The following is a 14,341-nucleotide window of genomic DNA, read 5'->3' as shown; positions in this document are numbered from 1 at the left end:
ATACTAATTCGCCAGCATTATCAACATGTTGAAAATCAGCGTACGCTGAACGCAAACTGTTTGACCCCAAACGCCCCGCTTTCCGCGGGGCTTTTTGAATTTGAGCCGCCGCGTCCACAACCTCATGTACAGGCAGACCGCAGGCCAGCCGCAACAAGCTCGCCAAGGCGCCGTGAAGGTGGATCCACGCCTTAGTTCAGGAGGAACGCCTTTGGCGCCGCAGTGAACTTCGATACCTTAATCGGCTTCAGCTCTACTCCCTGCCAGGGAAATCCAGCTTCAAACAACTAAGTTCTCAGGGTCCAGAACATAACCGATGAACTCAGAACGGGCGAAAGATCACAGTTTCCGCAGGTAGGATGCCGAGACGTAGCCCTTCAGCGCGCGGGCTTGCTTGAGTGAGACCTTGCACCAGCGTGTGCTGCCGCTCTGCTCACAGCTGTGAACCCTGACCAGTGTGCCATTCGGCAGGCCGAGGATGATGTTGTACCCAATCCCTGGTCCGGTGCGCATTTTCAGCATATCTTCGGCTTCAACCCCGACAACCTCATACTCTCCGGCAACACCGGCCTGCACCGGTGACATGAGGGTGATCGGGAAAAGCACAGCGGCCGCAATCAGTGAGATAGTATTGCGCATCTGATCCTCCTGCGCTGGTGTTGACCCGCTTGTGGCGGCGGGACCTGCCCCAACAGGCCCCAAAGGCATCACCCCAGAAGCAGCGCGTCCTGAGCCACGGTGATGATAGCGGTGTCGCCCTTATAGCGGATCCCGAATCTTCGCTTCGGATAGGGTGCGATCTGGGAGAGCCTCTCGGCCGTTGCCGAGACGCCAAGCGCCAGAAGCACCTCGATCACCTCAAGCTGAAACTCGGGCGTGGCAGTCAGAAAGCGCACGCGCGCCTGCTTAACGCCCCGCAGCTGCGTGCTGAGGTAACGGATGTCATCATCGTCCAGCCGGATAAAGCTCTGCTCGTCCTGAGGCACTATACTGCTCGCCTTCTTGTTGAGCGGCACGGGTATCATGATCGACGCGCGAGCGCCATGCCGGGGTTGCCGCTATCGGCGGCGATCGGCAACCCGCGTTCTTCCAGGCCTTCTGGCCCGCCACCCGGACGGCGGGGGAAATCGCGCCCCTCCGGGGTTATGTCAGAATATGATTGGCACGCCGGGCACTTGCCTTTCGGGCGAGATCCCGCATGGTGGCACCTGTGCTGGCGGCCTGTCCGTTGACATCTGAATTCTCGCGGGGCGAGTGGGTCTCGTGTCAGCGCGGAGGATCAGGCCATCGAACTGCAACTTGTCCGAACCTTTATGGAAACGGCGGAAACCGGATCTTTCGCCGCCGCCTCGGAGCGGCTTTTTGTCACGCAATCGGCGGTCAGTCTGCGGATCCAGCGGCTCGAAGAGCAGTTGGGCCGCCCGCTGTTTTCCCGGTCCAAAGACGGCGTGGCGCTGACGGCGGCCGGTCGTGAGTTTCGTGGGTTTGCCATCGCAATCCTGCGCAACTGGGAACAGGCCCGGCTGCGGGTCTCGGCCTCTGGTGAAGAAGGGCTGCGTCTGGTGATCGGTTCGGAGCCCTCGCTCTGGCCTCGCCTCGGATTTGGCTGGCTGGATCTGCTGCGCGCCCGCCTGCCCGAAATTGCTTTGCGGGCAGAGATGGCGCGGGCAGAGACGCTGACTCAGAACCTGTTGCAGGGGGGGATTGATGTCGCCCTGTCCTATTCGGTCGCAAACCGGCCCGGGATCCATGCCGAACAACTGCTTGAGGACCAGCTGGTGCTGGTCTCTTCGCGCCAGGGGCTGACGGTTGCGGATCTGGACGAAGACTATGCGCTGGTGGATTGGGGGCCCGAGTTCATGCGCTTTCACGAAGAGGCGCTTCCTTCGCTGCATGGCACACGTCTGCAACTGGCCTTCGGCTCGCTCGCCGCCCTCTTTATTCAGACCCGGCCCTTTGCGGCCTATCTTCCCGCCCGGCATGCCAAGCGTTTTCTTGACCTCGCGCAGCTGCATGTGGTGGCAAATGCGCCGGTCTTCCAGCTTCCGGTCTGGTCGTTGTGGCGCGATGACCTCGGCGAGAAGCTGCTCGCTGTTGCAAAGGAAACACTGCTGGAATCCGCCAGCCGGGCGTCAGACACCAATGCCGAAGTGCTCGCGTTGCGCCAGATGTGAACAGTGTTCATTGTATCTGGCTGAGATAAAAGGACAAAAAATCGCTCTTACCCCCCGGGCATCGCCGTTTCGTCAGAAAGGATCTGGTTCCACGAGTAATTCTCGGGGATGGCTCAAGTTTCCTGAATGTTCCGATTCCCGGCAAAACAGCCAATTCCTTCTTACCAACCGCCCCTGACCTGGGACGGACGTAACCCGTGAAAGGAATTGCCATGAAATCGCTCTATCTGACTTCAGCCATCCTGGCGCTCGGACTGACGGCGCCTGCCTTCGCTCAGACTGACATCGTCGGGATTTCGTCGCTTGATGACCAGATCGAGGATGTTGAGCGCGATGTTGCCCGCGACATGGCCCGCGCCGAGGACAATGCCCGTTTCGGCAGCCCGGATTTCCGTCAGGGCTTTTCGGGCTCGGCCTCGATCGGCTACTCCGGCAAGACCGGTAACAATGAATCGCAGGACCTGACCGTCGGTCTGCGTCTTCGCCACGGCGCCGGTGCCTTCAGCCAGACCATCGGCGCGGTGATCGACTATTCCGAGGCCGACAACAAATCGACCAAGCGTGATGTCTTCGGTATCTATGACGCGACCTATTCCTTCGATGACCGTTTCTACGGCTTCGTGCTGGGTCGGGTTGTGTCGGACGGTCTCGCCGACCGCCTGACGGATGAACAGCGCGCAGACGCGATCAGCGATACCGAACAGCTGCGTGGCCAGACCCAACGGGACGCTTTCCTTGGCGTGGGTCCTGGTTACCGGATCATCAACGAAACCGACATGGCCTGGCGCGTTCAGGCTGGTATCGGTGTCAGCTATCTGAAGAATGGTCTGGGGGAGTCGACCACCGAGACCGGCTACATCGCGTCGTCGCGCTTCTACTACAAGATCAACGACAACGTGTTCTTCACCAATGACACCGACGTGCTGAATTCGGACACCGCACTGCGGGCGAACAACGATCTCGGCATCAACTTCAAGGTAACTGACGCGATCTCGACCCGGGTCAGCTACCTGACCGAATACAATGACAGCCGCGCAATCCGCACGGATAACAAACTCGGCCTGTCGCTGGTCTTCGGTTTCTGAGCCCTTTGACGGGAATGGGAGGGGCGATCCCCTCCCCGGCGGCGGCCTGTAGCAAGGCCGCCGCTGCCTTATTTACATGGCGGTGTCGCTGTCGCGCATCTGTGCCCGGGCTCACGTAGTCTCCCCGCCAAGGGGACATGAGCGCCAGGTCTCGCAGTGGGAGCGCGGGCATCCTGTCTGTGCGTCGCACGTCAGGGCGGCGCGGCCCGGCTGCAGCAATGCGTGGGTGTTGCTCCACCGACAGGGTATTTCCAAACACCTCCGCCCTTGGCCCCGGGGATCGCAAAACTCATCATATGACAGATGGCTTTGGGTTCCTGGCGCTTCTGCTGTCCAGGCAGGGTGGAGTTTTGTCGGGGCAGACCGCGAATCGTCGCCTGATACCCTCGTAAACGGACCGAACCGCGCGAAGGAGGCGCCGTCAGTCCACGTTCCGGCGAGACGATGGGCTCATCCCCACCTGCTGGTCGGGTCCTGGTCGGATTGGCCGGATCGAGGCTTCGTGGCGATTGCGGCCATCCTGATGGGGAGTATTCAGGCAAGGACGGGGCATCTTTCCGCAATCAGTGACGCCCGCCAGTCCTTCCCGGGGCGGCACAGGGATAGCTCAGGCAATCAGCATGGCGCGGGAGCCACCGGTTTCCCCCGTGGCGGCGGGTTCTGACTGGCGGAATGTGACAAGCGTTGCGCCATGCGGCATTGGTGCGACGCGGCAGGAAAAGGCGCGGCCGTCAGTCATGCGCAGATCGCCGTCCCAGGGCTCGCGGGTGCCGAACAGGCCGATGAACTCTTCAAGATCATTCCACAGGAGTGTCGGGGCCGTCTTTTCGCGCCAGAAATGGATTGCCTTGCCGCCGCTGCTGTTATCCGGACCGTCCAGCGGGCTTTGCCCCCAGAGGCGGGTCGCCGCCAAATTGGCCATTGCAACAGAGCCATCCTGGGCGAAGACCACGACCGCATCCGGCAGCCCGTCGATCACCGCCTGGCCGAGTTCCAGATCGGCACGGTAGCGGCGGGTGCGGGTCATTTCGGTCGAGATATCCTCCAGCATGAAGGCCAGCGCGCCATTGGGATGCGGGCGCCCGGTGACCCGCCAGGTGCGGCCCGATGGCAGGGCCCAGGTTTCCTCGAACAGACCTTCAGCGGCGGCTTTCTCCATCTCGGCCATCTGGCGCCGCCAGGAACGGTAATCCTTCGGCTCTGGCAGCATCGAGCGTTCGCGCAATGCGTCGAGCAGCGCCGGCAGGCTGGGGCGCGCGATAAGGAATTCCACCGGTAGGCCGGTCAGATCCAGCATCGCGGGGTTGAACATCTGCAAAACCCGCGATTTGTCGAAAATCGCGAGGCCAATCGGCAGCTGCGCGAAGGTCTTGGCGAGGGTCTGGGTAAAGTCACGCAGGCTGTTTTCCGCAGCGACCAGCCCGTCGGCAGGCAGGGCATAGCACAGACGCCCCGCATTGCTGCCCCGCCCGGGCAGGGGGCGGGACAGGATATCATACCACTGGACCGTTTCGCCCAGCGTCAGCGAGGCCCGGGTCGCATCGGGCAAGCCCCGTGACTTCGTGGCAAGGGTGCTGGCTTTGGCAGATACGGCTTCAGGGTCATCCGGTTTGCGCGGAAAGATCGCGGGGAGCGGCCAGGCGAGTTCTTTGCCGGGTTCCAGCCGTTCGGCCGCCGCTGCAAGATAGGGGCCATTGGCCCAGATCACCTCGCCATCCGCCGTTTCGCGCCAGATCGGCAGCGGCGCGCGCGAAAGCGTGTCATGCAGTCCGGCCAGCTCATCGCGCAGGGCAAGTTCCGCCAGACCGTCAGAACCCGGTCGGGCGGCCTCGCCCTCGCCATCGACAAGGGTCAGCCGTGTCAGACCGCCCAGATATTCGGCGCGCAGCACCAGCGGCGGGCTGACATCCTCGCGCGAGCAGAGCACGAAACGCCCCTCACGCTGCAATCCTTCCAGCCGCGTCCAGAGCCCGGGGAACATCGGCTCCAGCCGTGAGAGCGCCCGGAACCAGGGGCCGCCGGATTCGATCCCGGTCGCCATCAGGGCGCGGGCCGGCGGGGTGGCATCGACCAGTGCCTCACCATCAAAAATGAACACGGTTTCAGGCAGGACGGATGCGAAAACCGAGGCTGCGGCCGGGCTGCGCGACTGCACTGCCGCCATCACGAGAAGGCAGGCGAGTGCGATCAGGGCTGCAGTGATCACCAGCCCGCTTGCGAATATCCAGTCCGCTTCCATACCTGGCATGCAATCAGCCCACAGCTTCACGTTTCGGTGAAGAGGTTAATTTGCGATGCGTTAATTGCGGGTTAATGCTGAACCGCGCCGCCGTCAGATCTCGATCTGCGCATTGGCGGCGCCTGGCGCGATGTCTGAAGCGAGAAGATCGGCCTTGCGCCAGCGGACCCCGACCAGCGCGCCTGACCGTTCCTGGCGGTCGGCGTCGGGCAGGAAAGGATCATGGGCATTGGCGAAGGTCAGGCTTGCTCCGGTGCGCTCCAGCAGCGTTTTGGCGATGAACAGGCCAAGACCCATCCCCTCATATTCCGGGCGCCGGCTCAGATCCTGTTCGTTGCGGCGCGAACGCACGAAGGGGTCGCCGATCCGGTTGATCACATTGGGGGGATAGCCCGGACCGTCATCGACGATGCGCAATGTGATATGGTCGCCGCTCCAGTCATACTGGATCCAGACATGACCTGCCGCGAAATCAACCGCATTCTGGATCAAGTTTCGCAACCCGTGGATGGTTTCCGGGCTGCGGCGCACCATGGGTTCGCGCAGGGCACCGCTGGCGGGGCCGGGTTCGAATACCAGCTCTTTGCCGCGGTTGATATGCGGCTCTGCTGCCTCGCGCAGCAGGGTCGAAAGGGGCGCCTGACGCAGCTGGAGATCATCTTTGCCGGCCCGCCCCATGCCATGCAGAATGTCGCGGCAGCGGTCGGCCTGTTCGCGGATCAGCTTTGCATCCGCCAGCAGCTCGGGCTGGCCGGAGAGTTCATCCATCATCTCGGCCGAGACCAGTTTGATCGTCGCCAGCGGCGTCCCGAGCTCATGTGCCGCCGCTGCGACCACGCCGCCAAGATCGGTCAGCTTCTGTTCGCGCGCGAGCGCCATCTGGGTGGCCAACAGCGCATCTGAGAGCGCCCGGCTTTCGCGTGCGACGCGGCGGGCATAGACGCCGAGAAAGACGATGCCGACCACGATGGCCGCCCAGAAACCAAAGGTGAAAAGCCGCGGGATGGTCAGCGTGATGCCACCGGCAAGCGTGATCGGGATATTCACCACCGCCAGGCCCGAAACCATCGCAATCGAGGCGGTTCCGAGGATCAGCGTCGGGCCGATCCCGAGAACCGAGGCCGAAATGGTGACAGGTGCTATGAACAAAAGGGCGAAAGGATTGGTCAGCCCGCCGGTGACAAAGACCAGAAACCCCAGCTGGCAGAGGTCAAACAGCAGTGACAGGAGCGCGCCGGTTTCGCTCAGCCTTCGGTTACCCGGGAAGATGAAGGTCACGATCAGATTGACGATGACCGAGGCCCCGATGGCGAGCAGGCAAAGCCCCAGTGGCAGCGCGATCCCGAACCACAGATCGGCAAGCGAGATGGCCGCAAGCTGGCCGCATATCGCGAGCCAGCGGATAAGGATCAGCGTCCTGAGCCAGACGCGGTCTGCCGCACCTGTTCCGGCGACAAAGCCAAAGCCCGCGATTTGTCGCATTGTGAATGCGCCTTTACTCGTATCGTTATGCCTTGTTACGGCCCGCGCTCCAGGGGATCAATGGGGCAACTGGATAGCGCAGGAGGCTCCGGGCGGTGCCCTCCTGGTGACAAAAGCGGAGAAGGCGATGAACAGGATTTACGCAATCGGAGCGGCGGGGCTGCTGGCCGCCCTGATAGGGGGGACGGCGGGCTATCTGTTCTTTGCCGGCCAAAGCAATGCCGACCCGCTGGCGCAATGTCGCGAAGGGAATGTCGGCGGGGCAGATATTGGCGGGCCGTTTACGCTTCTCGACAAAACCGGCACTGAGGTGACCGATAAAGAGGTGATCACCCGGCCGACACTGGTTTATTTCGGCTATACATTCTGCCCCGATGTCTGCCCCTTCGATATGTCGCGTAATGCCGAGGCCCTGGATTTGCTGAAGGATGTGGGTCGCGATGTCGGGCTGGTTTTCGTCACGGTCGATCCCGGGCGGGATACACCTCAGGTTGTGGGCGATTACGCAGAGGCTTTCAGCGAAACGGCGATTGGTCTGACGGGCACTCCGGAACAGATTGACGCTGCGGCAAAGGCGTATCGTGTTTATTATAACCACCAGCCGGCCACCGATGATTTCTATATGGTTGACCATTCGGCCTTTACCTATCTGATGTTGCCCGGTATCGGTTTTGCCGATTTTTACCGCCGCGATGCGACACCTGAACAGATCGCCAAAGGCGTCGGATGTATGCTGGATGTAACGGGCTGAATTGACCCCGGCCGTCCAGAACCGTAAATTCTGCCAGACCGGGGAAGCCTCTCCGGGTCTGGCATTCGGGTCAGGCACCCGTCAGGAGAGATAGCGAATGTCCGGAGATCTGAATGCCGAGCTGGGGCCGGATCGGACCCTTTTGCTGGTCGATGATGACGAGCTGTTCGTCAAACGTCTCGCCAGGGCAATGGAAAAGCGTGGCTTCCAGCCCGAGACGGCGGAAAGCGTTGCTGTGGGCCGCCAGATCGCCCAGACCCGCCCGCCGGCCTATGCGGTGGTTGATCTGCGGCTTGAGGATGGCAATGGGCTCGATGTGGTGGAGACGCTGCGTGAAAAGCGGCCCGATTGCCGGATCGTGGTGCTGACCGGCTATGGTGCGATTGCAACGGCGGTGGCGGCGGTGAAAATCGGCGCGCTGGACTATCTGTCGAAACCGGCTGATGCGGATGATGTCACAAATGCGCTTCTGGCCAAAGGCGAGGCTTTGCCGCCGCCGCCGGAAAATCCGATGTCGGCGGACCGGGTTCGCTGGGAACATATCCAGCGCGTTTACGAAATGTGTGACCGTAATGTTTCCGAAACCGCACGCAGGCTGAACATGCATCGTCGCACTTTGCAGCGGATTCTTGCAAAACGCAGCCCACGCTGAAGGCTTTAATTGCGGCCCGCATTTATTTGCAATAGGGAAGGCTCATGATGAGTATCAGGAGCACTGAATGGAACTCGATCTCAATTCCCTTGATCTGAAAGATCTGAAATCGCTGCAGGCGAAAGTCGGCAAAGCCATTTCGACTTTTGAGGATCGTCGCAAGAAAGAAGCGCTGGCAAAGCTGGACGAAACCGCACGCGAGCTCGGTTTTGCGTCGCTGGCGGAACTGACCGGGACGGCGGCTCCGCGCAAGCGGGCGCTGGTTGGCGCCAAATATGCCAATCCGGCCAATCCGGCAGACACCTGGTCCGGTCGTGGCCGCAAGCCGCGCTGGTATGCCGAGGCACTGGCTTCGGGCAAAAGCGAATCTGACCTGCTGATCTGAGCCGGATTTCCGGCGGTGGTATTGCCCGTTCAGCGACGGGCAGCGCCTGACTGCGCGACAGGTATGGCGGGCAGGAGAGGACTGAGCCCTTCTCTGCCCGCTGCACCGGTCGTGTCTATTCCGCCGCGAGCGGGGGCCGGCTGCTGGTCATCAGCCCGGCGGCGAGGACATCTGCCCCGGTCACTTCGGCAATGACCCCGGTGATCAGCTGGCGAAACCCTTCGAATCCCCCATGCGGCTCGATTCGCGCTTCATCCATGTAAAGCTGGCGGTCGATCTCGATCTGGACGGCGTGAACATTGCGCGAGGGCCGGCCATAGGCCTGGGTGATATAGGCGCCGGCAAAGGGCATATTGCGGCTGACACGCAGGCCGGCAGCCTCGAAGGCGCCGGCGATCTGATCGACCACATCCCGGCCTGCGCTGGCGCCGAAGCGATCCCCCAGCACGATTTGTGGCCCGGGCTGGCCGCCCCGCGATTGCAGATCTGCCGCCTCATGCGGCATCGAATGGCAGTCAAACAGCACCGCCCTGCCAAAGGTCTCGCGGGTCTCTTCAATCAGCCCGCGCAGCGCATCATGCCAGGGATGCCAGAAGCTCTGCAGCCGCGCCTCGGCCTCGGGGCGGGCCATTTTTCTGCGATAGATATGCCGCCCGCCCGCCACCACGCGGGGAATCACCCCGAGCCCCGAAGAGATGCGCGGATTATGTGCCGGCCGCTCCACCCCTTCGATCACCGCCGGGTCCAGCTCATCCGGGCCCCGGTTGAGATCGACAAAGGCGCGCGGTGCCCGGGCGGCAAGCAGAGGCGCGCCAAGCGCGGGGGCGGCGCCGAACAGCTGGTCAATGAACGCATCCTCGGAAGAGCGGATCGCATGGCTGTCCAGCGCGCTGACATGCAAAAAATCGGGCGGATAGATGCGCCCCGAATGTGGCGAGGAAAAAACAACCGGACAGGTCTGTTGCCCGGGCCGGTGCAGAATATACGCGTCGGAGGAGGTGATTCCTTGCAAAATGGCCTCGGTACAAGCAGGGACAGGCTGGCGCGGCAGAAGTCCCGGCTGAAAATCAGGGCGGGATTTCCTCTTCCTGGCGGTATCCTGCGATATAACGTCATAATTCTTCGTTCCGAAACCCCTTGCGGCCAGGATATGGGTTGAGTATAGACCCCTCCACGCCGACGCGGTCAGCCGCGCCCTGATGGTTTGCCAGAGGGAGCGCGGGCAGAGTGTAGGTCAGAGTGGGCGGTTAGCTCAGCGGTAGAGCACTACGTTGACATCGTAGTGGCCACTGGTTCGATCCCAGTACCGCCCACCATTTCATCGCTTTTGGGGTCATACCCGGGGCACGGGTTAATCAGGCGCGTGATGCGCCGCGAAGGACAGGAGACAGCCATGAAGGTTGCCAATTCGCTCCGCTCGCTGAAGACGCGTCACCGCGATTGCCAGGTCGTGCGCCGCAAGGGCCGGATCTATGTGATCAACAAGACGCAGCGTCGCTACAAGGCCCGCCAGGGCTGAGTGCAGCTTCCAGCTGACGGATACAGGGCCGCTTCGGGAAACCGAAGCGGCCTTTTCCATTTCCGGCGCACCTGACCACCGCTGCGGTTGACACTGCGAATCACCCGCACCAGTCTGGCCGGTGACGATACCCGGCACCTGTCCTTCTGGTGGAGATTGCCATGCCCCTGCCTTTTGTTCCGCTGGCGTTGCGAATCGGTCTGGCCGCTGTGGCAGGCTATGGCTTTGCGAGATGGGCGGGTCTGCGGGCCGGGGAAGGGCGGCGCGATCAGCGCGCCGAGGACGCGCTGGATGATCTTGACGAAGGGCTTTTTCTGCACCGGACGGCGAGTGGCGCTTCTCCGGAGGCGCGGCAGCAAAATGCCAGCCTGCGGCTGAAGCGGATCATCGGTTTTCGCGGCCGGGAATGGGAAATCGACGCTGGCCTTATCGCGAGGCTGCGGTTCAGGGAGCGACGGCAGTGACGGACGGAAAAGCGGGGCCCGAAGGCAAAACGGGCAAAGGGCTTCTGCTTTATGGCGGACCGACCTCGCCCTATGTGCGCAAGGTGCAGGTCATGGCAATCGAGGCCGGGCTGGGGCTGATTGCGATGATCCAGGCGTCATCTACCCCGGTGGAATCGGCCTTGCCGGCGGTGGCTGCGGTCAACCCGCTGGGCAAGGTGCCCGCGCTGGTGACACCTTCGGGCGAGGCGCTGTTTGACAGCCGGGTGATCACGCGCTGGCTTGATGCTTATGCCGGCAGTGGCTTCTACCCGCAGGGTGATGCGCTCTGGCCGGTGCTGACGCTGGAGGCACTGGCCGATGGCATTCTCGATGCTGCGCTGCTGATGGTCTATGAGGCACGGCTGCGCCCCGAGGAAAGCCGTTTTACCCCCTGGATCGAAGGGCAATGGCTCAAAATCGCCCGGGCGCTGGATCTGGTCGAGGCCGCGCGCCTTTCGGATTTGCAGGGCGGGCTGACGGCGGGACAGATCGCGCTTGGCGTGGCCCTTGGCTATGTCGATTTCCGCCTTGCTGCGCGGGACTGGCGGGCCGGACGCCCCGGACTCGCGGCCTGGGAGGCCGGATTTGCGGCGCGTCCGTCGATGCTGGAAACCGTCCCGAAGGGGTAGGTGCGGGCCACAGTGCCTGCGGCATGTTCGCATCAATCGCCTTTATCCTTGAATTTGATGGCGATTGCGTCGGATTGTTCGCTGGACGATCTATCACGGCTTGTTTACAACCGCGCCCGTCAGGGCAGCCGGGAATCCGTCTGCCCCCGCACAAATATCTGGCCGCGCGCGGCCATGCCAGGGAGAGGAACTCGTGTCCCAAGCAGATGATCACGCAGGCAGCCGCCGCGACTTCCTGTATTACGCCACCGCCGGCGCCGGAGCAGTTGCGGCCGGAGCCGCCGCTTGGCCGCTCGTCAACCAGATGAACCCCTCGGCCGATACGCGTGCGCTCGCCTCGATCTATGTCGATGTGACGAATGTGGCCGTTGGCTCGCAGCTGACGGTGAAATGGCGCGGTAAGCCGGTTTTCATTCGTCGTCGCACCGCCGAAGAAATCGAAGCAGCCCGCGCCGTTTCCGGCGATGATGCTTCGCTCATCGACCGCAATTCCGAAAATAAGAACAAGCCGGGCACCGATGCCTCGGACCAGAACCGCTCGCTGGACGAAGCCGGCGAATGGCTGGTGATGATGGGCGTCTGCACCCATCTGGGCTGTGTGCCTCTGGGCAATGGCGCCGGTGAATTCGGCGGCTGGTTCTGCCCGTGCCACGGGTCTCACTATGATACGGCTGGCCGTATCCGCAAAGGTCCGGCCCCCCGGAACCTCGAAGTGCCGGTGGCTCAGTTCACCGACGAAACCACGATCCTGCTGGGCTGAGGAACGCAACATGGCCGGTATTCCGCACGACCATTACGAACCGAAGACCGCCCCCGAGAAGTGGCTGCACAAGCGGCTGCCGATCGTTGGCCTGGTCTATGACACGCTGATGGTGCCTACCCCGAAAAACCTGAACTGGATGTGGATCTGGGGCATTGTCCTCGCATTCTGTCTGGCACTGCAGATCGTGACCGGCATCATCCTTGCGATGCATTACACGCCGCATGTCAGCCTCGCCTTCTCATCGGTCGAGCGCATCATGCGCGACGTGAATGGCGGGCATATGATCCGCTATCTGCACGCAAACGGCGCCTCGCTGTTCTTCTTCGCCGTCTATCTGCACATCTTCCGCGGCCTCTATTACGGCAGCTACAAAGCCCCGCGCGAAGTGACCTGGATCATCGGGATGCTGATCTATCTCATGATGATGGGCACGGCGTTCATGGGCTATGTTCTGCCCTGGGGCCAGATGTCCTTCTGGGGCGCGACCGTGATCACCGGCCTCTTCGGCGCGATCCCGGGCATCGGCGAGCCGATCCAGACGCTGCTTCTTGGCGGCCCGGCGGTCGACAACCCGACCCTGAACCGCTTCTTCTCGCTGCATTACCTGCTGCCCTTCGTGATTGCAGGCCTTGTGATCCTTCACATCTGGGCTTTCCACCACACCGGCAACAACAACCCCACGGGTGTTGAGGTCCGCCGCGACAGCAAGGCCAATGCCGAGAAAGACACGGTTCCCTTCTGGCCCTATTACGTCATCAAGGACCTTTTCGCGCTGGCCGTGATCCTGGTGGTGTTCTTCGCGATTGTCGGCTTCATGCCGAATTTCCTTGGTCACCCCGACAACTATGTCGAGGCGAACCCGCTTTCCACGCCTGCCCATATCGTGCCGGAATGGTACTTCCTGCCCTTCTACGCGATCCTGCGGGCCTTCACTGCCGATGTCTGGATCGTGATTGCGGCGGAATGGGTGACCTTCGGTATCGTCGACGCCAAATTCTTCGGCGTGCTGGCGATGTTCGGCGCGATCGCGGTCATGGCGATTGTTCCCTGGCTCGACACCTCTTCGGTGCGTTCGGGGCGCTATCGTCCGATGTTCAAATGGTGGTTCGCGCTGCTTGCGGTCGATTTCGTGGTGCTGATGTGGGCCGGTGCTATGCCCGCAGAAGAGCCCTATGCCACGATCTCGCTGATCGGTGCGGCCTATTGGTTCGCCTATTTCCTCGTGATCCTGCCGCTGCTTGGCATCATCGAAAAGCCGCTGCCGCAACCGGCGACGATCGAGGAAGACTTCAAATCCCACTACCCGCACGCGGCTGAGTGAAGAAAAGGATCTGACGCAAAATGTTCCGCAAGATCATTCTTTCTGCCGCCACCTCGCTCGCCCTGACGGGCGCAGCGCTGGCAGCTGGCGATGCCGGCCATATCGAGGATGTGGACTTCTCGTTTGAAGGCCCGTTCGGCACCTATGACCAGTTGCAGCTGCAGCGCGGTCTCCAGGTCTTCACCGAAGTCTGCTCGGCCTGCCACGGGGCGAAATTCGTCCCGATCCGCAGCCTTGCAGATGATGGCGGCCCGCATCTCCCGGCCGATCAGGTCCGCGCCTATGCCGCGGGCCTCGAAGAGATCGACCTGCCCGATGGCACCACCCGTCCGCGCGAATGGACCGACAATTTCCCGGCGCGTTCGGGCGAAGGTATGGGTCCGGATCTCTCGCTGATGGCCAAGGCCCGCGCGGGGTTCCACGGGCCGGAAGGCACCGGGATCAACCAGCTCCTGCGCGGTATCGGCGGACCGGAATATATCCATGCGATCCTCACCGGCTATACCGGCGAGACCAAGGAAGAAGCCGGCACGACCTTCTACGAAAACCACGCCTTCCCCGGCGGCTGGATCGCCATGCCGCCGCCGCTGACCGAAGATCAGATCACTTTTGAAGATGGCAGCCCTGCAAGCATCGACGCGATGTCGATGGATGTTTCGGCCTATCTGATGTGGTCGGCAGAGCCCAAGATGATGGACCGCAAGAAAGCGGGCTTCGTCGCGGTGACCTTCCTGATCCTTCTCTCGGTGCTCCTCTATCTGACCAACAAGAAGATCTGGGCGCGCGTCAAAGGCAAGGAATTCACTGCCTGAGGGCAGGGGAGGTTCCGAAAAGAACAGGTTTAAAGCCCCGCCCC

16 protein-coding genes and 1 tRNA gene are annotated in these 14,341 nt (G+C 62.1%); 12 read left to right on the top strand and 5 right to left on the bottom strand.

The annotated features are described in order from the left end of the window. Positions 1 to 339 precede the first annotated feature (339 nt). Positions 340 to 639 carry an SH3 domain-containing protein gene (locus M3484_RS14325; protein ID WP_092899927.1) on the bottom strand — a complete coding sequence of 100 codons (300 nt, stop codon included), beginning with the start codon at positions 637 to 639 and terminating at the stop codon, positions 340 to 342. 68 nt (positions 640 to 707) lie between these two features. Beyond that, a complete protein-coding gene (locus M3484_RS14320; RefSeq protein ID WP_249497390.1) occupies positions 708 to 986 on the bottom strand; it encodes a hypothetical protein in 279 nt (92 codons plus the stop codon). A gap of 249 nt (positions 987 to 1,235) precedes the next feature. Between M3484_RS14320 and M3484_RS14315 the strand changes: the two genes are divergently transcribed. Both M3484_RS14315 and M3484_RS14310 read left to right on the top strand, forming a co-directional pair. After that, on the top strand, positions 1,236 to 2,174 hold the full coding sequence (locus M3484_RS14315; protein ID WP_349306278.1) for a LysR family transcriptional regulator: 939 nt from the start codon (positions 1,236 to 1,238) through the stop codon (positions 2,172 to 2,174). Between the two features lie 212 nt (positions 2,175 to 2,386). Then, positions 2,387 to 3,259, top strand: coding sequence for a DUF481 domain-containing protein (locus tag M3484_RS14310; RefSeq protein WP_092899921.1), 873 nt, complete (start codon positions 2,387 to 2,389; stop codon positions 3,257 to 3,259). 607 nt (positions 3,260 to 3,866) lie between these two features. On the opposite strand, the gene M3484_RS14305 is transcribed toward M3484_RS14310, so the two are convergent. Next, positions 3,867 to 5,507 (bottom strand): PAS domain-containing protein, encoded by a 1,641-nt coding sequence (locus tag M3484_RS14305; protein WP_249497389.1) that lies wholly within the window; start codon positions 5,505 to 5,507, stop codon positions 3,867 to 3,869. Between the two features lie 84 nt (positions 5,508 to 5,591). After that, entirely contained in the window at positions 5,592 to 6,980 is a 1,389-nt protein-coding gene (gene regB / locus M3484_RS14300) for a sensor histidine kinase RegB (RefSeq protein ID WP_249497388.1), read from the bottom strand. A 127-nt stretch (positions 6,981 to 7,107) separates the two neighbouring features. On the opposite strand from regB, the gene M3484_RS14295 reads away from it, so the two are divergent. The 3 genes from M3484_RS14295 to M3484_RS14285 all read left to right on the top strand — a co-directional run bounded on the left by M3484_RS14295 (position 7,108) and on the right by M3484_RS14285 (position 8,768). Next, positions 7,108 to 7,731, top strand: coding sequence for an SCO family protein (locus tag M3484_RS14295; RefSeq protein WP_249497387.1), 624 nt, complete (start codon positions 7,108 to 7,110; stop codon positions 7,729 to 7,731). 97 nt (positions 7,732 to 7,828) lie between these two features. Then, positions 7,829 to 8,383, top strand: a complete 555-nt coding sequence (locus M3484_RS14290) for an ActR/PrrA/RegA family redox response regulator transcription factor (protein WP_092899915.1) — start codon at positions 7,829 to 7,831, stop codon at positions 8,381 to 8,383. A gap of 67 nt (positions 8,384 to 8,450) precedes the next feature. Beyond that, positions 8,451 to 8,768 carry an H-NS histone family protein gene (locus M3484_RS14285; protein WP_092899913.1) on the top strand — a complete coding sequence of 106 codons (318 nt, stop codon included), beginning with the start codon at positions 8,451 to 8,453 and terminating at the stop codon, positions 8,766 to 8,768. A gap of 115 nt (positions 8,769 to 8,883) precedes the next feature. Here M3484_RS14285 and M3484_RS14280 read toward each other — a convergent pair whose 3' ends face one another. After that, positions 8,884 to 9,780 carry an N-formylglutamate amidohydrolase gene (locus M3484_RS14280; RefSeq protein WP_249497386.1) on the bottom strand — a complete coding sequence of 299 codons (897 nt, stop codon included), beginning with the start codon at positions 9,778 to 9,780 and terminating at the stop codon, positions 8,884 to 8,886. Between the two features lie 229 nt (positions 9,781 to 10,009). Here M3484_RS14280 and M3484_RS14275 point away from each other — a divergent pair. From M3484_RS14275 to M3484_RS14245, 7 genes are all read left to right on the top strand, one after another. Next, a tRNA-Val gene (locus tag M3484_RS14275) sits at positions 10,010 to 10,084 on the top strand. A 77-nt stretch (positions 10,085 to 10,161) separates the two neighbouring features. Then, positions 10,162 to 10,287: a type B 50S ribosomal protein L36 gene (gene ykgO, locus M3484_RS14270; protein WP_092899911.1), complete on the top strand. Its 126-nt coding sequence runs from the start codon at positions 10,162 to 10,164 to the stop codon at positions 10,285 to 10,287. Between the two features lie 161 nt (positions 10,288 to 10,448). After that, positions 10,449 to 10,751: a hypothetical protein gene (locus tag M3484_RS14265; RefSeq protein WP_249497385.1), complete on the top strand. Its 303-nt coding sequence runs from the start codon at positions 10,449 to 10,451 to the stop codon at positions 10,749 to 10,751. Further along, a complete protein-coding gene (locus M3484_RS14260; protein WP_249497384.1) occupies positions 10,748 to 11,401 on the top strand; it encodes a glutathione S-transferase family protein in 654 nt (217 codons plus the stop codon). Before M3484_RS14265 ends, M3484_RS14260 begins: the two co-directional genes overlap by 4 nt. Positions 11,402 to 11,594: 193 nt before the next feature. After that, positions 11,595 to 12,161, top strand: coding sequence for a ubiquinol-cytochrome c reductase iron-sulfur subunit (gene petA / locus M3484_RS14255; protein ID WP_092899907.1), 567 nt, complete (start codon positions 11,595 to 11,597; stop codon positions 12,159 to 12,161). Positions 12,162 to 12,171: 10 nt separating this feature from the next. After that, positions 12,172 to 13,485 (top strand): cytochrome b, encoded by a 1,314-nt coding sequence (petB, locus tag M3484_RS14250; protein WP_092899905.1) that lies wholly within the window; start codon positions 12,172 to 12,174, stop codon positions 13,483 to 13,485. A gap of 20 nt (positions 13,486 to 13,505) precedes the next feature. Then, positions 13,506 to 14,297: a cytochrome c1 gene (locus M3484_RS14245; RefSeq protein ID WP_249497383.1), complete on the top strand. Its 792-nt coding sequence runs from the start codon at positions 13,506 to 13,508 to the stop codon at positions 14,295 to 14,297. The last annotated feature ends 44 nt before the right edge of the window (positions 14,298 to 14,341 follow it).

The sequence above is a fragment of the Pseudomonas sp. GX19020 genome (assembly GCF_023371075.1).
Lineage (GTDB): Bacteria > Pseudomonadota > Alphaproteobacteria > Rhodobacterales > Rhodobacteraceae > Pseudogemmobacter.
Note: the sequence above shows the minus strand (reverse complement) of the source record. Positions and strands in the feature narration are given on the sequence as shown.